This is a genomic window from Paenibacillus sp. J22R56 (assembly GCF_056269375.1).
The window spans coordinates 137,372-156,618 of sequence record NZ_JBWDNV010000003.1 but is presented as its reverse complement, the minus strand read 5'-3'; the positions used below and the strand labels follow the sequence as shown (position 1 = coordinate 156,618).

Genomic DNA, 19,247 nt, shown 5'->3' with positions numbered 1-19,247 from the left:
CGGCCTGTTCATTATACGTTAGATCTGTTCATCTATAACCTATTCCGCCTCAAACCCCTCGATCAACGCCAACGCTTCTTCATGATCTGGCTCAAGTCTGAGTAGTTCCCTCGTGTAATTCAAGGCTTCATCTATGAGCTCCAGCTCGAAGCAGCAGATGGCCAGGCAATAAAATACGGTGGATACAATCTCTTCCTCGTCTTCTTCTACCGAGATTTCCAAGTACCTTTTGGATTCCTCGTACAGCTCCATCTCGAACAGGACCAGTCCAGCCTCAAGAGAAAGATCATAACGCTGCTCCATAACATAGTACGATGATGTCATAATGTGGATCCCCATCAGGAGATCTTCCTTCTCATCGTCATTCGCATCCGGCAGCAGACTAGAGATCCGCTTCGTACTTTGAATGAAGAATTCCGCATCATAGCCGCCTAGGCGCCAGAAGCTTAAGAATTGCTGCATCCCCATGCTATCGATATTACGATCGACCAATTCCTTCAAGCTGAAGAAATCATCTGGCCCATATCGCGCAATAAATCGACGATAAGCTAATCTGGTTTGGAGACATTCCTCTGGGGAGTGCACATTGATCATACAACCCACATTTATATTTTTATAATGATGGGGTGGGAATAACGTAATGGCTCCTTGCTTCTCCAACACTTGCTGAATGGCATGGTAGTTCGCCGTAAAGGAGAAGCTGCCGTGCAGGATCAGCTCCGGTGGTCCCGCAAATTTAAAGTTGTCGATCAAGTGATCCCCTTTGTCTGCGGTTATTAATAAATATCCTGCTTCAGACAACAGATTAAGGCGGTCTAAACAGGTTAATGCGGAGCTTGGAAATAAAATATGGGAATCCTCCAAATGCTCCTGATAGAAGCCTATGAGCTCACGGTAAGGATAGGAATCTGCCTCGTACTCCGGTGCCCGGCGATGCTCGTAGCTTAAAGATATTTTATGGAGCAATTCGGATGGTTTAAGCCCTTCCCTGTTCTCCGGATATTCGACAGAAACATCTGTTTCATATATCTTACCTTCACCGACATACAGCAGCTCTTGCGGAATACCGTCAAAGAAGTAGTTAGCCACAATGACTAACGGCTGTTTCAAATCTCCCTGACTAATCGTCTCGCCCGATACAGCCAGCTTCAGATCCGTGTCATGAACGGCATCAAATCGTGCAAAATCAAGCATTCCTCGAGCGATAAAGGACTGCATAGCGGGATGCTTCTGCCATGCCACCACATTGTTCATCGCCAAATCCGTCATGATATATCGGAACGATGGCAGCTTGATCCCAGCATAGTCAATCAATTTACATAACTCGTGTAACACATGAAAAGCAAATCGGCCCGCTCCTGCTCCAAGCTCTACAATCTGTACAGACTCAGAGACATGCCCCTTATTTGCACGGTCTTGCAGAAACCCAAAGATCATCTCAGCATACGCCGTTCCGATCATCGGATTACAAGTGATATATTGAGGAACTTGGTCGTTGTTCCAAGCCTTCAGTCCTTCTTCTTCATAATATTCCCGCTGAATATTCCATATCGGGGCTTCGCTAAAACGGTAACGTTCGGTATGATTAACTGTCATTTAAACTAATCCTGCTCTCTGGAAATTATTCGATTCCTGCCAAGTGGGATTCTCCCCAATTGCGCATCAAATCATGTACATGCTTATCACAATATATTTCATTGTATCATTTTTGCCCATTTGCCGTATGCCATAACGTCTCGCCATGCTTTAACAGCTTCAGATTATTCGAATCCATGCCTCTTCGCTGCCACTCTGCAAGCAAGCGATCCAGCGCTTCCTTCGCCGTATCATCGGCCAATCGGAATGCTCCGTAATGCATAGGGATAAACTGCTTTGCTCTAACATCAACGAAGGCTTGTACAGCTTCCTCCGGCGATACGTGCTGCGCACCCATAAACCATTCCGGCTCGTAGGCACCAATCGGCATAAGTGCATACGTAATGTCTGGGAACCTCACTCCAATATCACTAAATCCTGCGAAATAACCACTGTCTCCGGCAAAATAGACCGTTTCTTCCTCTGAACGCTTGATCACCCATCCGCCCCAAAGGGACGTATTCGTATCCGTCAGAGTACGTCTTACCCAGTGCTGCGCCGGTACAAAATGAAACTCGACAGGACCTATTTTCACATGTCCCCACCATGGCAGCTCATGTACTTCTTTGCCGCGCATAAGTTTCCTCATCATCGAACCAAGTCCCTCAGGCACGAGCACAACAGGTGAACCTTTCAGTTTCCTCAAAGAACCCTTGTGAAGATGGTCATAATGCGAGTGCGACAACAAAATAACATCGATCGGCGGAATCTCGTCCAAGGTAAGTCCTGGTTCTTCAAGTCTCCGGGCAAAACCCATCCGGCTCGCCCATACGGGATCTGTCACAATCGTCAGGCCAGCGATTTGCACAAGAAACGTGGAGTGTCCGATCCAGGTAATCGTCAACTCACTTTTGTTACTGCTGAGCAGTGCCTGCTGCTTATGCTCGGCTTGTCCGATTCGGTAGCTTAGATCTTTCACTTTGCCTTTGCGTTCCTTTTGCCAGCGACGTACTTCACTGAAGGTTTTGACTGTCGCTGATGGGTCTAAATTGCTATACCGTTTCCGAGCCATTAGCATCACCTCTTCTTATATTCCAAGTTTAGTCGGAATGCGTGTGAAGTACAAACTGTCTATTACATTAATATCGGACAATTATACGATGAGATCCGATCTATTTTTTCCTCTTTCAATTGATTACTATATTTATAATAAGGGCTGGTAGCGCTTTCTTCTAACTGACCGACATTAAGCCATAGGAGGATAATCATGTCTATTATCGAAAAGCAAACACCCTGGCAAGGAAGCTGGATCTGGGGAGGATCTCAGGAGAGTCCGCGTAACGAATGGCGCTGGTTCAGAACCTCCTTCACCTGTCCGAGTGATTTGGATGCATTGGCGAAAGCCGTCTTATGGATTACGGCAGACTCTCGTTATGAGCTGTACGTCAATGGAACAAGAGTAGGCAGAGGTCCCGTTCGTTACTATTCGACGGATATTTTCTATGATGCACATGAAGTGGGCCATCTTCTGCGGCGCGGCGAAGTCAATACGATTGCGGTGCAAGTGATGCATTACGGCATCTCTAACTTCGTCTACTTAAGAGGTCGGGGAGGATTGCTTGCCCAATTAGATGTACTCTCGGAGGATGGAGAAATGACACTCGCCAAGACGGGAGCCGACTGGCGTACTTCTCTGCACGCAGGGCAGGATCCAGCCACTTCGCGCATGTCCTGTCAATTAGCCTTCTCGGAGCGAATCGATGGAAGAAAGCTGGCAGAGGATTGGACCTCATCGCAGTATTCAGATGCTCAATGGCAGCAGGCAGAGGTTATTGGTGCGGCTGGGATGGAGCCGTGGGTGCGTCTCCACCCAAGAGACATTCCTTACTTGACGGAGGAGCCTGTTCTGCCGACACGTGTCATATCGTTAAATCGGGTTGTCCCGTATCAGCTTACAGCATTTATAGATGCGTATCATTTGATGAAGACCCCAGGGGAAGAGAATGCCAACCATATCCGATTCTGCGGAGCCTTCATGACAACTTTGCGCTTAAAAGAAGCAGCCGAGGTTAAGCTGATGTTCCACGTTGGTGGACTAGGTATTGTCAGGCTGGGCGAGCAAGTTTATACGGCTGAGGATATGGAAGGAGATCCACCTCTTGCTGGCATTCGCGCTCATTTACCGGCAGGCGAACATGTATTGTTATACACCGTTTATGGCCCTGAACATGGTCATAGCAACCGAATAGGTGTAGATTCAGACAAAGAGATCGAGTGGGTCTCTCCTCTGGAGGTGGAATCCGGCAAGGCAGACAGGACGGTGTCCCCATTTGTTCGTATCGGCCCTACTTATTCTTATACGTGTATCGATTATATTGTTCAATATGACAAGTTCGCAGCGTGGGAGGCGGCAAGAGATCAGTTTGCTGATCGAATGCTCTCCATTACAACGATTGATGAACTGCGCGAAACCGGCTATCCGATTGAACCTGTTCCTCATTTGCTAGCTAACAGCGAAGATGCCTTTATGCCGCAATTCGCAAAACGGGAGACCGAAGCTTATGCTGTTCCCGCTTCGCTTCAGCGTATTGCGGTTGCCTCCTCGGATACGGCCATCGTTCCTGTATTCAATCATGCAGATACGGAATTTATGATTGATTTCGACAAGGAGTGGAGCGGCTTCCTCGAATTCGAGCTGGAGGCCGAGGCTGGCGTTACGATTGATTGGTACGGTATTGAATACCGTAAGGATACCTATATTCAACATACCTTTGGCTTGGACAATACGCTTCGTTATGTGACGAGGGAAGGCTACCAGCGTTACGCCTCTCCTGTCCGCAGAGGGCTTCGTTATCTGATCGTCACTGTACGTGGTGCCAAGAGTCCGGTGCACATTCGGGATGTCCGGCTCATTCAAAGTAACTATCCTGCACCAGAGATCGGAAGCTTCCAATGCTCGGATGATCGACTAGGCCGAATTTGGGACCTTGCGAAGCATACAACCAAGCTTTGCATGGAGGATACTTTCGTCGACTGCCCGGCGTATGAGCAGACCTTCTGGGTCGGAGACAGCCGCAACGAGGCGCTCGTCAATTACTATGCATTCGGAGGAACGGACATCGTAGAGCGCTGCCTTCGACTGGTACCAGGCTCTGCGTTCCAGACGCCGCTTTACGGTGACCAGGTTCCTAGCGCATGGACAAGTGTCATTCCGAACTGGACCTTCTTCTGGATTGTAGCCTGCCGGGAATATGCCGAGCACACAGGCAAGTGTGATTTTGCGGCAGAGATGCTTCCTTCCATCCTATTCACACTGGATCATTATCTGAAGCTTCTGAACTCGGATGATCTGCTGGATATGAAAGGTTGGAATCTGTTGGACTGGGCGCCAATCGATCAGCCGGATGACGGGATTGTAACGCATCAGAATGTGATGTTGAAGAAGGTTCTGGAGGATGCTGCTGCTATTGCTGCATTAGCGGGAGTTCCTGAGCAGGGGAAACCTTACGCAGAGATCGCCGTTAAAATGAAGTCGGCCATTAATCAGCATCTCTGGAGCGATGAACGCGGTGCTTATCTCGACTGCATTCATCCAGGAGGCCGCCGCTCGACCATCTTCAGCATGCAGACGCAGGTAATGGCGCTCCTTGCGGATGTTGCGGATGAAGAACGTAAGGCATTGCTGAAGGCGTACTTAACTGCTACTCCAGAAGGGTTCGTACCGGTTGGCAGTCCGTTTATGTCCTTCTTCTATTATGAAGCATTGATGGCTAATGGCAGCCTGCAGTGGATACTCGACGACATCCGAACGAACTACGGATTTATGCTTGATAACGATGCAACTACATGCTGGGAGATGTATGGCCACACCACGATGAACCGAGCAAACGAGAACGATCTGACCCGCAGCCATTGCCATGCCTGGTCTGCTGCACCTGGCTATTTCCTCGGTGCTTACGTACTGGGAGTAAGACCTGCCGCACCAGGCTGGACGAAGGTCCTTATTGAGCCACAAAGCGGCGACTTAAGCTGGGCCAAGGGAATTGTTCCTCTGCCGCAGGACGGATCTATCGAGGTAGCCTGGAAAGCCGTGAATGGTGCGATTACCGAGCTGACCGTCACCGCTCCCGAGCTCACAGAGCTTGATATCCGGGTTCCGGCTGCTTGCGCCGTGAAGATTCAGCGGGTGAAATTGCTGTAGAGCTTACAATAAAGAAACCACTCCTAATCAAGGAGTGGTTTCTTTTGTAATTACAACTCAACTATATAATTCGGCAAGCAGATCGTTCAGCCGATCAAAGTTCTGTTCATTCGCTTCCATTAGGAAAGTCCTGGCCCCTTCGACGAATTCCTCGTTCACAAACACCTGACGGAACGTCAATTTTGTTCGGCCATCAACCTCTTCAAAAGAAGCCGTCACCTGAAATTCAGGGGCATTCAGATGATGAATGACGATACGTTCCTCTGGTACGATTTCATCAAATTCACTGTGGTTCGGATAGTCTGTACCATTTGGTCCATGCATAACAAACCGCCATTGTCCTCCCGGTCTCACATCAAATTCATGAAACGTATTGGTAAAGCCCTTCGGTCCCCACCAACGAGAAAGCTGATCTGGCGTTGTCCAAGCTTTGAAGATGAACTCTCTTGGATAATCGAACTCTCGAGTGTTTATAACTTCATTTTTGCCTGCCGTTGCTGTCATGACGATGTCCCCCTCAAAATGATTTTGCCTTGCTATAGCTCAATCATAAAAGATGACGTTGCGTAAGGTGCAAGTGTTTTTTAGGGGATATGATCAGGTTTAGCACCTTACATGCTTACGCTTGAAGCCCGTCTGCCCTCTGTCTACCGCCTTTTGAATATTAACAGCTGCATGAATGAACTTGCTTTTAGCTGTTCCGGAATTCACTTCTACCGGACCTACTTCATTCGCGGTCTCGACGGCCTTCTCATGAAGCGGCTGATAGGATACCGCCACCGTATACATGAAATTGTTCATCGAGTATTTTGTCCGCTCAGGGGCTTCATGAATCGTGTTTTTCACAAGCTCCAGCATAGCGGCAAGCTTCTCTTCGGAGAACTCACGATCCGGACGATTGCCGAGCAGCCAGCAGTAACAGCTCCAGCCTGCTGACATTCTCAGATCGATACCACTTGCAATCCATTTATCTGACACTTCTTGTGCAATATCCGATTCTGACAAGGTTACAGCAACCACAAAGTCGGACAGCATATAAAAATAAGCTCCATCAATCCACCGCTCAAAGTCCGCCGCCGTCATCGCTTTAGGCTCTGCGATTATCCCAGCAAAGTACATCGCATCATAGTTTCCTGTCGCGTAGAGCTCTTCCGCTAATGGCTGGTTGAGCTTTATTTTTCGGAAGAGAGGCTTCATTGCCCCAGTCGCCACACCAAACAGAGGTTCATGCGCACCATTGGACTGATACATCTTTTTGCTTCGTTCCTTGCCAAGCGCTTCAAGCCCCTGCATAACCTCTTCTAGTTTCATTGCTGACACATCCTTTGGTTATTAGATAAAAATCGAATATTGCGTATTACTGAGCCTCAGAGTCAAACTGCTCGTAATCTAGTAAAGGAATAGAAACTTTTATTTCCGTGACTGATTCATTGCTGTCTACTATTTCAATATATCCACCATGACAATTTAAGATACGCTCAGAAATAGACAATCCCAGGCCCATGCACGCTTCTTTGGTTGTACCAAAGACATCGCTGCCATGAGGATAAAATTCATATCTTAACGAACCTACTTTCAATTCAGTAGTTAAAATGACAGCGCATTCATAAGAAATGATAGGGATAGATTCAACTACTGCCATAATAGCATAAATAAGCAGTGTGGTTGTCTAAAGGTTTTAATTGGGGACCGGAAATAGAATACATGAAAATAAAAGGGGCACCCCATTTGGAGTGCCCCTTCGTATAGTCCTTCTGAACAACCTGCGCAGCTTATACCTGCAAGCTAGCTGCAAGTTTCTTGAAATGATCGATCGATGGTTTTGCTAACCCCAAATGCTCCCGAAGCGTTGAGCCTTCATACTCTTCGCGGTACAGCCCGCGGCGCTGAAGCTCAGGAACAACGTGCTCAACGAAGTCATCCAGATCACCCGGCAATACCGGCGGCATAATGTTAAAGCCATCGCAGCCGTATCCTTCGTACCACTCTTCCATAAGATCCACAAGCTGCTCTGGCGTACCAACGAACTGCATATGCCCCCGCGCTCCAAGAAGCTTTCGTCCAAGCTCAATAATGGACAAGTTGTCTTTACGAGCTAGGTCCATAATCAGCTGAACGCGGCTCTTCATGCCATTGCTTGCTTCTACTGGATCTGGAATATCGGGCAGCGGCTCGTCGGCCGGATATTGGCTGAGGTCGGTCTGAAGCATACCGGATACCATCATTACCGCTTCCTGCGGATCAATAAGGTCGAGCAGCTCCCGCTCCTTGCGGCGAGCCTCCTCCACCGTCGAGCCAAGGATCGGAGATAATCCCGGCATGATAAGCAGGCTGCCCCGCTCACGTCCAATGGCAAGGAGCTTCTCGTTTACACTGCTATAGAAGCTTTGCGCTGAGGCAAGTGAAGTTTGAGCTGTGAAGATCACCTCGCCAATACTCGCTGCAAAATCCTGACCTGGCCCCGAGGATCCCGCCTGAATGAGGACTGGATAACCTTGTGGTGGGCGCGGCACGTTCAACAATCCATGGGATGAATAAAATTGTCCGCTGTAATCAGCAGCACGGAACTTGGACTCGTCTGCGAAGGTTCCCGATGCCCGGTTCATAACGAGTGACTCTTGCGGCCAGCTGTCCCACAGCGCCGTAACGACGTCGACAAATTCCTTCGCCATCTCGTAGCGCGTCGCATGCTCAGGATGCTTCTCTCTGCCGAAGTTACGAGCTTCTGTATCTACTTGCGAAGTAACAATATTCCACCCTGCACGCCCACCGCTGAGGTGGTCGAGTGTAGCGAACCGGCGTGCCGCGTTGTAAGGCTCGTTATAAGTTGTCGACAGCGTTGCTGTCAAACCTATTTTCTCCGTTACCGTCGACAGAGCAGACAGCAGAGCTACTGGATCAAGCATGCCTGCTGCTGCCCGGCTTGGGAAGATCAGGTGAAGCAGATCCGCGAAAAAGATCATATCGAACTTGCCCTTCTCCGCCGTTTGAGCAATCTGCTTATACCAATTAATGTCGAACATTTGCTCCACGCCTGATTCAGGATGGCGCCAGCCGGCATGATGATGCCCGGTAAAATAAATAAATGCACCTAGATGAAGCTGCCCTTGTCGTTGACGAGTCATGCATGATTCCCCGCTTTCCAGATCTAGATTTTATACTTTAACTTACAGGCCTCAATCAATCAGCCCTTATAGGTGTTATTCCATCGCAGGCATCTTCTCTCCACCAGCCGCACGACGGAGTCCGACAGCTTGCCGACCAGCGCGAACAGAAGAATACCAACGAAAACGATGTCTGTCTGTCCATACACACGAGCATCTTGAATCATATAACCAACTCCAGCGCTTGCGCCCATCATCTCTGCTACGGCGAGCAGCAGCCAAGAAGCCCCGACCGATAATCGGATACCCAGCAGAATGTTAGGCAATGCCGCTGGAATAATCAGCTTGGTCAGCAAATGAAGCTTGGAGTATTGCAGAATGCGGGTCACCTCGTACATTTTACGATCGGCACTACGTACCCCAAGATGCGTGTGGAAGTAGAGCGGGAAGAAGGAGCCAAGCGCAATAAGCAGCACCTTCGAGAATTCACCTACGCCAAACCAGAGAATAAAGAGCGGAATCACAGCAAGGAGGGGAACCGTCCGAATCATTTGAATACTTGGATCAAGCGTTCTCTCTGCCCATTTGCCAAGTCCAGTAAATACGCCAAGCAGCAATCCCGTCACACCACCAAGCAGAAAACCTCCGCCCGCCCGAATGGCGCTTGTCGAAAGATGCTTCGCCATATCCCCGTCTACACAGAGCTTCCAGAATGCCGCTGCAATCCGAGAAGGTGCAGGCAATGCCGATTCGGATACCAGCCCAAGAGCCGATGCTATTTCCCACAAGCCCAGTACGATTACAGGCAGTACCCATCCGTACAGCCATCTCGGCATCCCTGCCCGGCGCTCACGGCTGATTGCCGTCTGCTTCCCGCCTGACTTGGAACCTAAAGCAGCCTCATTTGTACTCATCTCATTACCCCTCCCCGCCTACGGAATCCTGCCAGCGCAAAAGTCTCTTCTCTACAAACTTCACGATAGAATCGGTCACTTTACCCACAACCGCGAACACAATGATGCCCACGAAAATAACAGATGTCAGCGAGAAGGAACGTGCATCATTAATGATGTAACCAATTCCTGAACTGGAGCCCATCATCTCGGCTACAACCAATCCGAGCCAGCTAACCGCAATGGAAAGCCGAACCCCGAGGAAGAGAGAAGGAAGAGAAGCAGGGAGAATGAGCTTCGTAATCGTCTGCCATCTCGTAAATTGCAATACACGAGCCACATCAAATAAATTACGGTCCACCGAACGAACACCCAAGAACGCATTCACGTAGAGAGGAAAGAACGCCCCTTTCGCGATGAGAAGGATCTTAGAAGTCTCGCCAAAGCCGAACCACAGAATGAACAACGGTGCGACAGCCAGGTGAGGCAGCGTCCGGAGCAGCTGCAGCGACGGATCGAGCAGCCTCTCGGCTTTGAGCGAGAAGCCTACCCATAATCCGGCCGCGAGGCCCAGCCCGCCGCCAATCAGGAATCCAAACAGCGCCCTTCCTGCCGATATGCGCAGATTGGTCAGCAGCTCACCCGAGGAGAGCATGCGTCCGAATTCGTCCACAATGTCCTTTGGGGGCGGGATCAGCACGGCATTTACCCAGCCGTTTGAGGATGCTATTTGCCAGATGACCAGTACCGCCGCCGGAACCATCATTCCGATAAGGAAATGAACCGTACGAAACGCAAGCTTATTCCTCATTATCTGCATGAGTGCACCTCTTCTTTATTTGAGAGCTTTTTCGATATATTGGTTGTCGAATACGTCTGCGACTTTAATCTGTTTGCGGATAGTCCCTACTTCGTATTGGAAGTCAGCCGTTTTTTGCTGATCTGCAATGGTCTCATCACTTACCGGAATATTAATCATCGTCGAACGAGATTGCATGCCTTTCACCAGATCAAGCGGAATGCTGCGCTCATCGGCATAACGCTGGTACGCCTCGTCTTGATTATCGGCTTCCCATTTGCGTGCTTCTTCGAAGGTTTTCAGATACAAAGTCACAAGATCCGGGTACTTCTTGGCAAAATCACTGCGGACCAGTTGGAACGACGGAGACAATACGCCTTCGCTCTCGCCATCAGCAAGCACGCGGGCTTTGCCGCTCAGCGTATTCAGGGAGATGTACGGATCCCATACCGCCCAAGCATCTACCTTGCCGCCTTCAAAGGAAGGCTGTGTCTCATCCGGCTGCAATTGAATCTCTTGAATATCCGATTGCTTCAGGCCTGCCTTATCGAGCACGCGATAGAGGAAGTTATAGGCGTTGCTGCCCTTGGTAACGGCTACCTTCTTGCCCTTAAGATCGGCAATGCTCTTAATGTCGCTGTCTGTCGGAACAATAATTGCAACGTTGTTCTTACCATCCAGCAGCTGCGAAATAATTGTGAAATCAATACCGGCCGCTTGTGCGGAGATTGGCGGCATATTGCCCATGCCTGCAAAATCGAGATGATTGGAAGCCATTGCTTCGATCATTGGAGGACCGCTTTGGAACTCTACCCATTCCACTTTAGCTCCCAATGCTTCAAATGCATTTTCAAACCATTTCTCCTCTTGTGCTTTACCAAACAAACCGCCTTTGCCCTGCACGCCAATTTTTACGGTTACGCCATCATAAGAGGCTGGCGCATTCGAAGCGTTCCCGCCCTCGTTAGCCGAAGCACCCGCTGATTCAGCAGGCTTGTTATTGCCGCTTGCATTGTTATTGGAATTGCCGCAGCCCGCAACGATTAACACCAAAGCGAGTATTGCCGTCATAAATCCGTATTTTTTTCTCATCTATTTTACATCTCCTTCAAGACCCTTTAATGGTTTAATAATGCCGGTTAGATACCTGCTCCATGATCAAGCAGAGGCGGCTGTTCTACCTTCTCGAACTCGCCGAGAACCTTGGAGCGAAGCTCCTGGAAGGAAACTCCCGTCCTCTTCCGTGGGTAAGGAAGATCTACGTTAATGACGTTGCGGATGTGTCCTGGCCGTGGATTCATGATCACAACTTTCTCTCCTAGGAACACAGCTTCATCGAGGTCATGCGTAACGAAAAGCATCGTCGTCTTGCTGTTCTGCCAGATGTCCAGCAATGCCTCCTGCATATGTGTGCGGGTAAAGGCATCAAGCGCTCCAAAAGGCTCGTCGAGCAGCAAGATTTCCGGCTTGCGGAGAAGTGCTCTAGCAATCGCGACCCGCTGCGCCATCCCGCCTGACAGTTCCTTCGGATAAGCCTTCTCGAATCCTTTCAGACGAACCAGCTCAATCAGCTCATCAACCTGACGGCGAACCTGCGCATTACCCAGCGACAGATTGGCCGCGATATTTTTCTCTACAGTTAACCAGGGGAACAGCCTTGGCTCTTGAAAAATAAAACCTTTATCCACGCCTGGGCCCGTAATTGCTTTGCCATTTAATTCGACCGTTCCTTCATAGGCTGTATCCAGTCCCGCCACGATCTTGAGCAATGTACTCTTGCCGCAGCCGCTTGGCCCGATAAAGGTAATAAATTGTCCCCGCTCCACCTGCAGCCGAATATTGCTTAACGCGATAAACGGTCCTGCAGGAGCCGCAAACGTTTTGTTCAAACGCTCAATCGTCAGCATAAGACGCCGCCTCCAGTTCAATCTAAATTTTTCACACCGTTTTACTAGGGATTATAATTAAAAAAAATGGGGCCTCTGCCCTCGTCATTTGTACCCTTACCAATCTCCGGATGTCCAGTCGATCTATTGGCGTACATTCCCACAAACCGAATAGTCGCTCGGTTTGTTAATGGCTAAATTGTAGCAGTGGCCCTTGTTCGTTGTCAATCATAAAAAAAAGCGAGTTCTGCGCGGCCGCGCAACCCGCTTTTCTATTGATTAGATCTAGCCGCGAACAAAGCTACAATGGAGCTCGCTTGCGCGCGGATCGGCACTTCCGCATTAGGCATTTTCTGAAGAGTTAAGCCTTGAATCAAGCTTACGAAATAATAGGCCAGTTCCAGCGGATCGCCGCTGATCACAAGCCCCTCCTCCTGCCCTTGCTTCATGACGGCTGCGACCGGCCCAAGGTTGTTCGTAAACCGTTCCGTTACCGCCTTGCGGATCTCTTCGGAGGAAGCATCGGACAAGCGCGACGTATGAATAAGGATCGTATACGCCCAGCTGTTCTCAAGAGCAAGCCAAGATTCGCATAATATAAGCAACTTCTCCAAGGCCGGACATTCCTGTTCGGCAATTAAGGTGACATGTTCCCCGTAGCCCGTCTGTCCCCTGCGCAGAATCTCGCTAATAATCTCATCTTTAGACTTAAAATAATGATACATATTGCCTATGCTCATGCCCGCAGCCGCAGCAATATCGTTGATGCTCACCGAGCCGATTCCTTTAACCGCGATGGTCTCGAGGGCCGAGTCAAGAATGTGATTAATCCTTTTCTCGCGTTGCAGGAGGTCCCTCTCTACGTTCCTAGGCGACATAAAATTAACGCAGCCCCTTTCTTGACCCCATTATAACAGAGGGTCTATTGAAACAGTCAATCAAGACGTTCATTTAAATGCCAGCATAGCATCGTGAAATAGAATGGTCTAGTAACAGGATTCACACCGGGCACAGCTACGGTTATGGCGAAAATTTTGCAGATTTTCACTATAAAATCAACAACGGCGGCCAGCAAAATGTAGCCATAATCACAACATCTTTTGAGATGCAATATACTTCCTGTATTAAATACAGTATTGTAAATACACATGACAAGAGGAACATTTTCCGTGAAAAAGGGGGACTTCTTAGTTGGAACTTGATGAGCGAGTAAGTAAATTAGAAGCAAGGATTACGGAGCTTGAACAAGAAATAACGGAATTGAAACAGAGCAGACTTCCCGCTTCACCGACGTCAAAGCGCACCAATCATTTAAAGAAGACTCCACATGAATCAACAGTGCGTCCTGCACAACCGCAGAAGATCAAAAAAGAAACCGATTGGGAGCATCTTATTGCAAGGGTATGGCTGCCAAGAATCTTTTTGTTCGTGCTGCTTATCGGGATGATCTGGGGATTTAAAGCAGCTGTTGATGGCGGATTCATAACGGAATCCATGCGATGTGTCATTGGCTATTTGGCTGCCGGAGTTTTTATATTCATGGGATTCAAACAGCAGAAGGCAAAGCGTCCATTGCTCTCACAAGTATTATTAGGGGGCTCCATTGCGATAGGTATGCTCACCACATTTGCAGCCCATAGCTTATATGAGCTAATGAGTGTACCCGTGGCCTTAATTCTAAATGTATTGTTTGTCATAGCAGGAGTCGTGTTCTCTAACAGCCTGAAATCCCAGCCCCTCGCTGTGTTGGCGAGTGCAGCAGGCGTGCTGACTCCATTCTTACTGGATAGCGATCATCCATCCGCCTTGTTCTTTGTTACTTACGAATCCGTGGTATTCATTAGCTTCATGGTTTACGCGATAAAGAGCAAATTTGCTGCCCTGTTCTATCAATCCTTTGTATTACTTCAGGTTGCATTAGCGATCTACCAGTTAATTGCGGATGGGAATGAACGAGTTGTTGCTATAGGAGTACTTGTCCAGCAAATCGTATTGCTTCTCTCCATATTCTCGAAAACCACAATCATGAGCCATCAACTTAGAACGCTTGTTCCAAGCTTTGCATTGACTGCGCTCTGGTTTAAATTATCCTATTCAGACCTGCTATTTAACGTTGTCATGCTAATCATGTTTGTTGTATACGCCTTATTAACCGTTTGGTTTTGGAGGAAAGCAGAGCACAAAGGTAAAGTGCCCTACACCCTTACAATAACAAGCTATGCCCTATTATTCTGTCTAGCTAATTTACTTGGCTCAGAAGCATTACCAGTCGTCTTATTAATTGAGGGTATTGCGGCATTATGGCTTGGATTCGTTGTGAAGTCCTTATTGCAAAAAATGAACGGTATTCTGATCTATGTACTTGGATGCTTGATTGGAATCAATACGGTAACAGGAAACCTGGACAGCATTTTCTCAGTTGAAATGCTCATTTGGATCGTATTACTTGGAACGTTAGGTGGCTTAATTAGACTGGTTTATCACTTCGAATTGGGCAGAAACACAAAAAGCACTCTAATTCTTCTGTGGTATAGCATCGGCTTAGCCTTCTTGGCCTTCCTTACCGAGTTAACCAATCTATTAACAAAGGACTTCAGTACAAATGCCCAGCATCTTTTAGTGTCAGCGGTATGGGTGGCGTACTCGGTTGTCGTCATTGGATACGGATTGAAAAAGCAGATAAAGCAAGCTAGGCTGACAGGCATTGCCCTGTTATTCCTGACCTTAATGAAGGTCATTCTAATGGATTTGCCAAGTGTATCCTTACTTGCTAAAGCGATATTATTTATCGGGCTTGGCTTCATCGGAATCTTACTATCGAGGTTCTTCTACAAAAAAGATTAAAAAAGAAACCATGCTTAGGCAAACTGGAGGTACTCCGTTTGCGAAAAGCATGGTTTCTTTGCTTATTAACTGCCAGTACTCGGCTTTAAGTTCGTTTCATTCCTCAAACCTGCCCCATATTCCTGGGTCCACGCCCACATAGCCGCAAATATTGGCTGCAAGCCTTGCCCACTCTCGGTAAGTTCATATTCAACATGCAGTGGTACACCCGGATAAATCGTACGAGTAACAATCCCCTTATCCTCTAGTAACCGTAAGCGGTCAGTCAACGTTTTTGGACTAATAGGCTGAAGCTTGCGACGTAATTCCCCAAAACGCTTTGTCCCGTTAAACAATTCGAACAAGAGAAGAAGCATCCATTTCCCATCCAAAATCTCCAGAATCGGCTCAACAGTGCCAGGACAAGACTGGTCCATCATGTATTTTTCCTCCATAGTTCATTTTTTGAAACTATTGCACTTTAATGTAACTACTTTTCAAATGTACCATAGAACCTTTAATATGTGAATCAGGAAAGGAAAATGTTGTTAGTATTTCACAGAAGGAGGAAGACCTTTTGAATAGACCGTTTCAAGTAGATCAGGCGGAGTATCCGTTCACCGATCATTGGCTGCCTTATCGTGATGGACACATCCATTACCTAGATGAAGGGAAGGGACCGGTGGTCCTTCTGCTCCACGGCAACCCTACATGGTCATTTCTTTATCGTAACGTCATTAAAGAGCTTCGCGATGAGTTTCGTCTTATCGCTCCAGACTACCCCGGATTCGGCATGTCAAAGGCACCAAGCGGCTACGGCTTCACTCCACAAGAGCAATCGGAAGCCGTTCATGAATTGATCCGTCATCTCGATCTAAAGCATTTCTTATTAGTCGTTCAAGACTGGGGAGGCCCGATCGGCTTGAACTATGCGGTTCAGCATCGGACTAACCTGCGCGGCATCGTTGTGATGAATACTTGGGCCTGGCCAGCAGAAATTTTACCGATGAAATTATTCTCGTTCGCGATGGGAGGCTGGCCTATCGGATACTGGCTTCAGACACGGCTTAATTTTTTCGCCAAAGTCATTGTCCCGCATGGCATCTACCAGACCGATAAGGTCACGAATAGTTTGCGATCCGCTTATACTGACCCTTTTCCTACTCCAAAGTCCAGGAGGCCAACATGGATATTCCCCAGACAGATCCGTAAAGCACGAGCATGGCTCGCTAATATTGAATTGAGGTTGTCTAACTTATCCGATCTGCCTGCACAAATTTTGTGGGGAATAAAGGACAGCGCCGGATTCCCGCTCGGGCAGATGGCCAAATGGCAAAACGTCCTGCCGTTGAATGAGACCGAGATCCTGGAAGACGCATCACATTATGTCCAAGAAGATCGTCCTGATCGGGTTGCGGCATCCATTCGAACCATACGAAACAGAACATGAGGAGGAAATTTACGATGAAAACTATTTTATGGGCAACTTTAACTGTTAACGGCAATTATGCACAATCTGGTGCCAATAACCCGCCAACCAAAGAAGCCTTAAATGACTTCGCGGCACAGGCTGAAGCAGCAGGGAATTTCATTGTTGGGAGGAAAACATTCGAGGCAATGCGTGGAAGTGGCGGTGGAGGTCCCTCTGCCGAAATCGATATCGTTGTAGTTTCAAAGAATGCCTCCGAAATCCTAGGCGTAACGGTAGTAAGATCACCTCAAGAGGCCTTGACCTGCCTTCAGCAAAAAGGCCATCAAACCGCTCTCATTAGTGGTGGGGCAGATATTCATAACTCATTTCTGGGTGAAGGACTTGTCGACGAAGTGATTTTCAATGTAGCACCTGTATTAGAAGGCAAAGGGTTAAACCTATTAATCAACAAAGACAACTACGAATATAAGCATGTTCAATTGTTGGACTGCAAGCCTCTGGGCGGTGGCGTTATACAGTTGCGCTACGGGATTGAACGATAAATGCCTGTTGGCAAGTCGACATTAAATTACTGGACTGATCGTTCCTGAAATGATATGCTGTACTTGAAAGGGGGCATTCATCATCGGACGCATCAAAGAATTCGACCGGGAGCAAGTCCTTCACAAAGCTATGCTGGTGTTCTGGGAAAAGGGCTACGAAGCAACCAGCATTCCTGATCTGCTGCAAGCCATGGGCTTAAGCCGATCAAGCCTATATGAGACATTCACAGACAAAGAAACACTTTACTTGGAAGCCATTGAACGTTATAAGACCCTGAGCTTGAGCAAAAGAAGCCTCTTGGAGAGCTCACCATCCGCGAAGGAAGGCATCCGCCGATATTTCGATCGCCATGTATCCGCCGCTTTGGATGAGGCTTTGCCCCATGGCTGCTTGATCACAAATGCTGCTGTCGGCATGGATTCCCCGGATGATCAGGTGCAAGCTGCGATCCGGGACAGCTTCGACGGACTGGAGAAGTGCTTTACCGATGCACTTAAGAGAGGACAGCAGACAGGTGAAATTGCTCCGGACAAAGATCTAAATACGATGGCGATCCTACTTCTGAACCTGAACCATGGAATCAATGTCGTTACCAAGATGAAGCCTGATAGAAAGCTGTATGATGACATGGTCGAGGCCGTTCTCAACATGCTGTAAGAGAGGGCTTCACTTTTTTTGCTAATATCGGAACGATTGTTCCGATAAAATGCGCGATAAGCGTCAAACAAAGGAGATGTAAGATGAACACACTTGAAAAGCAATCATCAATTGAGAAGCCTTTTTCGCCGGGAATCATCCTTATTCTCGCCGCTGCCTGCGGCCTGATTGTAGCTAACCTCTACTATGCCCAGCCCTTGATTGGGCCAATCAGCGCTGATCTTGGACTGTCCTCTGGGGCATCAGGCCTAATCGTTACGCTTGCCCAGATCGGTTATGGCATTGGGCTACTATTCCTTGTCCCCTTGGGAGATATCGTGGAGAACCGGAAACTGGTGGTCATCCTGCTGGTATTAGCAGCTATCGTTCTCGCAATCGGTGGAGGCATTCATAACATTACTTTATTTCTGCTTGCTTCCATGCTAATCGGAATGGTTTCCGTAGCGGCCCAGGTTCTAGTGCCGTATGCGGCTCATCTATCTCCGGAAGCAACTCGAGGCCGCAATGTCGGTAACGTCATGAGCGGCCTGCTGCTCGGGATTATGCTGGCCCGACCGGTATCAAGCTTGGCGGCAGAGTATATGGGCTGGAGAGCCGTTTACTATTTATCTTCCACCGCTATGCTAGCTTTGGCTTTAGTGCTGCTGCGGACGCTTCCGCCCCGGAAGCCTCAGACCTCGACTCGTTATCCGGCTCTGCTCAGCTCGATGTTGCAATTACTGAAGTCGACGCCGATCCTGCAGCGAAGAGCGCTTTACCATGCTGGGGTATTCGGAACATTCAGTTTGTTCTGGACAACGGTTCCGCTTTACTTGACTGGCCCGGCCTTCCATTTCTCTCAGCAGGAAGTCGCTTTGTTCGCCTTAGTCGGGGTATCCGGTGCGCTAGCGGCGCCCGTTGCCGGCCGAATGGCAGACCGAGGATGGATTCGTCCCGCTACCGGCATTGCACTGGGACTCGTCCTGGTCTCGATCGCACTGCCTCTGACCGCTCCAAGCGGCTCAACGTTTGCTCTGATTCTTCTCGTCGTTACAGCCATCGTTCTTGACATGGGGGTATCGGCTAACCTAGTTCTAAGCCAGAGAGCAATCTTTTCGTTGGGGGCCGAGGTTCGAAGTCGGCTTAACGGCTTGTTCATGGCGATATTCTTTGCCGGAGGTGCCACCGGCTCTGCGCTTGGCGGATGGGCATACGCGGCGGGAGGCTGGCAGGCCGTCTTGTGGATCGGAATCGCTATGCCGGCTCTCGCATTAATCTATTATGCAACTGACAAATAAAAAAGAAACCATGCTTGGGCAATTAGAGGTGCTACCTCCATTGCGAAAAGCATGGTT

19 protein-coding genes are annotated in these 19,247 nt (G+C 48.5%); 7 read left to right on the top strand and 12 right to left on the bottom strand.

What is annotated here, in order from left to right; genetic code table 11:
• Window positions 1–39: 39 nt before the first annotated feature.
• Together AC0YNT_RS08655 and AC0YNT_RS08650 are read right to left on the bottom strand one after the other, a co-directional pair.
• A complete protein-coding gene (locus AC0YNT_RS08655; protein WP_475804199.1) occupies window positions 40–1,596 on the bottom strand; it encodes a tetratricopeptide repeat protein in 1,557 nt (518 codons plus the stop codon).
• Window positions 1,597–1,702: 106 nt separating this feature from the next.
• Window positions 1,703–2,647, bottom strand: coding sequence for an MBL fold metallo-hydrolase (locus tag AC0YNT_RS08650; protein ID WP_475804198.1), 945 nt, complete (start codon window positions 2,645–2,647; stop codon window positions 1,703–1,705).
• A gap of 195 nt (window positions 2,648–2,842) precedes the next feature.
• On the opposite strand from AC0YNT_RS08650, the gene AC0YNT_RS08645 reads away from it, so the two are divergent.
• Window positions 2,843–5,776, top strand: a complete 2,934-nt coding sequence (locus AC0YNT_RS08645) for an alpha-L-rhamnosidase-related protein (protein WP_475804197.1) — start codon at window positions 2,843–2,845, stop codon at window positions 5,774–5,776.
• A gap of 57 nt (window positions 5,777–5,833) precedes the next feature.
• On the opposite strand, the gene AC0YNT_RS08640 is transcribed toward AC0YNT_RS08645, so the two are convergent.
• The 9 genes from AC0YNT_RS08640 to AC0YNT_RS08600 form a co-directional block, all read right to left on the bottom strand.
• Window positions 5,834–6,280, bottom strand: a complete 447-nt coding sequence (locus AC0YNT_RS08640) for an SRPBCC family protein (protein WP_475804196.1) — start codon at window positions 6,278–6,280, stop codon at window positions 5,834–5,836.
• Between the two features lie 99 nt (window positions 6,281–6,379).
• Complete coding sequence (locus tag AC0YNT_RS08635) at window positions 6,380–7,087, bottom strand: DNA alkylation repair protein (RefSeq protein WP_475804195.1); 708 nt, start codon at window positions 7,085–7,087, stop codon at window positions 6,380–6,382.
• 46 nt (window positions 7,088–7,133) lie between these two features.
• Complete coding sequence (locus tag AC0YNT_RS08630) at window positions 7,134–7,418, bottom strand: hypothetical protein (RefSeq protein WP_475804194.1); 285 nt, start codon at window positions 7,416–7,418, stop codon at window positions 7,134–7,136.
• Between the two features lie 130 nt (window positions 7,419–7,548).
• A complete protein-coding gene (locus tag AC0YNT_RS08625) occupies window positions 7,549–8,901 on the bottom strand; it encodes an LLM class flavin-dependent oxidoreductase (RefSeq protein WP_475804193.1) in 1,353 nt (450 codons plus the stop codon).
• Between the two features lie 59 nt (window positions 8,902–8,960).
• Window positions 8,961–9,794, bottom strand: coding sequence for an ABC transporter permease (locus AC0YNT_RS08620; RefSeq protein WP_475804192.1), 834 nt, complete (start codon window positions 9,792–9,794; stop codon window positions 8,961–8,963).
• 4 nt (window positions 9,795–9,798) lie between these two features.
• On the bottom strand, window positions 9,799–10,593 hold the full coding sequence (locus AC0YNT_RS08615) for an ABC transporter permease (protein WP_475804191.1): 795 nt from the start codon (window positions 10,591–10,593) through the stop codon (window positions 9,799–9,801).
• 15 nt (window positions 10,594–10,608) lie between these two features.
• Window positions 10,609–11,664 carry an aliphatic sulfonate ABC transporter substrate-binding protein gene (locus AC0YNT_RS08610; RefSeq protein ID WP_475804190.1) on the bottom strand — a complete coding sequence of 352 codons (1,056 nt, stop codon included), beginning with the start codon at window positions 11,662–11,664 and terminating at the stop codon, window positions 10,609–10,611.
• Between the two features lie 47 nt (window positions 11,665–11,711).
• Window positions 11,712–12,479, bottom strand: coding sequence for an ABC transporter ATP-binding protein (locus tag AC0YNT_RS08605; protein WP_475804189.1), 768 nt, complete (start codon window positions 12,477–12,479; stop codon window positions 11,712–11,714).
• Window positions 12,480–12,730: 251 nt separating this feature from the next.
• Complete coding sequence (locus tag AC0YNT_RS08600) at window positions 12,731–13,336, bottom strand: TetR/AcrR family transcriptional regulator (RefSeq protein WP_475804188.1); 606 nt, start codon at window positions 13,334–13,336, stop codon at window positions 12,731–12,733.
• Between the two features lie 98 nt (window positions 13,337–13,434).
• Between AC0YNT_RS08600 and AC0YNT_RS08595 the strand changes: the two genes are divergently transcribed.
• Together AC0YNT_RS08595 and AC0YNT_RS08590 are read left to right on the top strand one after the other, a co-directional pair.
• A complete protein-coding gene (locus tag AC0YNT_RS08595; RefSeq protein WP_475804545.1) occupies window positions 13,435–13,671 on the top strand; it encodes a hypothetical protein in 237 nt (78 codons plus the stop codon).
• A complete protein-coding gene (locus AC0YNT_RS08590) occupies window positions 13,650–15,302 on the top strand; it encodes a DUF2339 domain-containing protein (RefSeq protein WP_475804187.1) in 1,653 nt (550 codons plus the stop codon). The genes AC0YNT_RS08595 and AC0YNT_RS08590 overlap by 22 nt, the downstream gene beginning before the upstream one ends.
• Window positions 15,303–15,367: 65 nt before the next feature.
• On the opposite strand, the gene AC0YNT_RS08585 is transcribed toward AC0YNT_RS08590, so the two are convergent.
• Window positions 15,368–15,721, bottom strand: coding sequence for a winged helix-turn-helix transcriptional regulator (locus AC0YNT_RS08585; RefSeq protein WP_475804186.1), 354 nt, complete (start codon window positions 15,719–15,721; stop codon window positions 15,368–15,370).
• A gap of 137 nt (window positions 15,722–15,858) precedes the next feature.
• On the opposite strand from AC0YNT_RS08585, the gene AC0YNT_RS08580 reads away from it, so the two are divergent.
• From AC0YNT_RS08580 to AC0YNT_RS08565, 4 genes are all read left to right on the top strand, one after another.
• Window positions 15,859–16,731 (top strand): alpha/beta fold hydrolase, encoded by an 873-nt coding sequence (locus AC0YNT_RS08580; protein ID WP_475804185.1) that lies wholly within the window; start codon window positions 15,859–15,861, stop codon window positions 16,729–16,731.
• A gap of 14 nt (window positions 16,732–16,745) precedes the next feature.
• Window positions 16,746–17,255 carry a dihydrofolate reductase family protein gene (locus AC0YNT_RS08575; RefSeq protein WP_475804184.1) on the top strand — a complete coding sequence of 170 codons (510 nt, stop codon included), beginning with the start codon at window positions 16,746–16,748 and terminating at the stop codon, window positions 17,253–17,255.
• A 130-nt stretch (window positions 17,256–17,385) separates the two neighbouring features.
• On the top strand, window positions 17,386–17,913 hold the full coding sequence (locus tag AC0YNT_RS08570) for a TetR/AcrR family transcriptional regulator (protein ID WP_475804183.1): 528 nt from the start codon (window positions 17,386–17,388) through the stop codon (window positions 17,911–17,913).
• A gap of 83 nt (window positions 17,914–17,996) precedes the next feature.
• A complete protein-coding gene (locus AC0YNT_RS08565) occupies window positions 17,997–19,190 on the top strand; it encodes an MFS transporter (RefSeq protein ID WP_475804182.1) in 1,194 nt (397 codons plus the stop codon).
• Window positions 19,191–19,247: the final 57 nt, after the last annotated feature.

What these genes read in the sequence shown, in the direction of transcription:
- AC0YNT_RS08625 (WP_475804193.1), bottom strand. Translation starts at nt 8,901, where the DNA reads ATGACTCGTCAACGACAAGGGCAGCTTCATCTAGGTGCATTTATTTAT.
- AC0YNT_RS08605 (WP_475804189.1), bottom strand. Translation starts at nt 12,479, where the DNA reads ATGCTGACGATTGAGCGTTTGAACAAAACGTTTGCGGCTCCTGCAGGA.
- AC0YNT_RS08565 (WP_475804182.1), top strand. Translation starts at nt 17,997, where the DNA reads ATGAACACACTTGAAAAGCAATCATCAATTGAGAAGCCTTTTTCGCCG.
- AC0YNT_RS08630 (WP_475804194.1), bottom strand. Translation starts at nt 7,418, where the DNA reads ATGGCAGTAGTTGAATCTATCCCTATCATTTCTTATGAATGCGCTGTC.
- AC0YNT_RS08570 (WP_475804183.1), top strand. Translation starts at nt 17,386, where the DNA reads ATGCTGGTGTTCTGGGAAAAGGGCTACGAAGCAACCAGCATTCCTGAT.
- AC0YNT_RS08620 (WP_475804192.1), bottom strand. Translation starts at nt 9,794, where the DNA reads ATGAGTACAAATGAGGCTGCTTTAGGTTCCAAGTCAGGCGGGAAGCAG.
- AC0YNT_RS08650 (WP_475804198.1), bottom strand. Translation starts at nt 2,647, where the DNA reads ATGGCTCGGAAACGGTATAGCAATTTAGACCCATCAGCGACAGTCAAA.
- AC0YNT_RS08640 (WP_475804196.1), bottom strand. Translation starts at nt 6,280, where the DNA reads ATGACAGCAACGGCAGGCAAAAATGAAGTTATAAACACTCGAGAGTTC.
- AC0YNT_RS08585 (WP_475804186.1), bottom strand. Translation starts at nt 15,721, where the DNA reads ATGATGGACCAGTCTTGTCCTGGCACTGTTGAGCCGATTCTGGAGATT.
- AC0YNT_RS08600 (WP_475804188.1), bottom strand. Translation starts at nt 13,336, where the DNA reads ATGTCGCCTAGGAACGTAGAGAGGGACCTCCTGCAACGCGAGAAAAGG.
- AC0YNT_RS08575 (WP_475804184.1), top strand. Translation starts at nt 16,746, where the DNA reads ATGAAAACTATTTTATGGGCAACTTTAACTGTTAACGGCAATTATGCA.
- AC0YNT_RS08655 (WP_475804199.1), bottom strand. Translation starts at nt 1,596, where the DNA reads ATGACAGTTAATCATACCGAACGTTACCGTTTTAGCGAAGCCCCGATA.
- AC0YNT_RS08635 (WP_475804195.1), bottom strand. Translation starts at nt 7,087, where the DNA reads ATGAAACTAGAAGAGGTTATGCAGGGGCTTGAAGCGCTTGGCAAGGAA.
- AC0YNT_RS08615 (WP_475804191.1), bottom strand. Translation starts at nt 10,593, where the DNA reads ATGCAGATAATGAGGAATAAGCTTGCGTTTCGTACGGTTCATTTCCTT.
- AC0YNT_RS08610 (WP_475804190.1), bottom strand. Translation starts at nt 11,664, where the DNA reads ATGAGAAAAAAATACGGATTTATGACGGCAATACTCGCTTTGGTGTTA.
- AC0YNT_RS08645 (WP_475804197.1), top strand. Translation starts at nt 2,843, where the DNA reads ATGTCTATTATCGAAAAGCAAACACCCTGGCAAGGAAGCTGGATCTGG.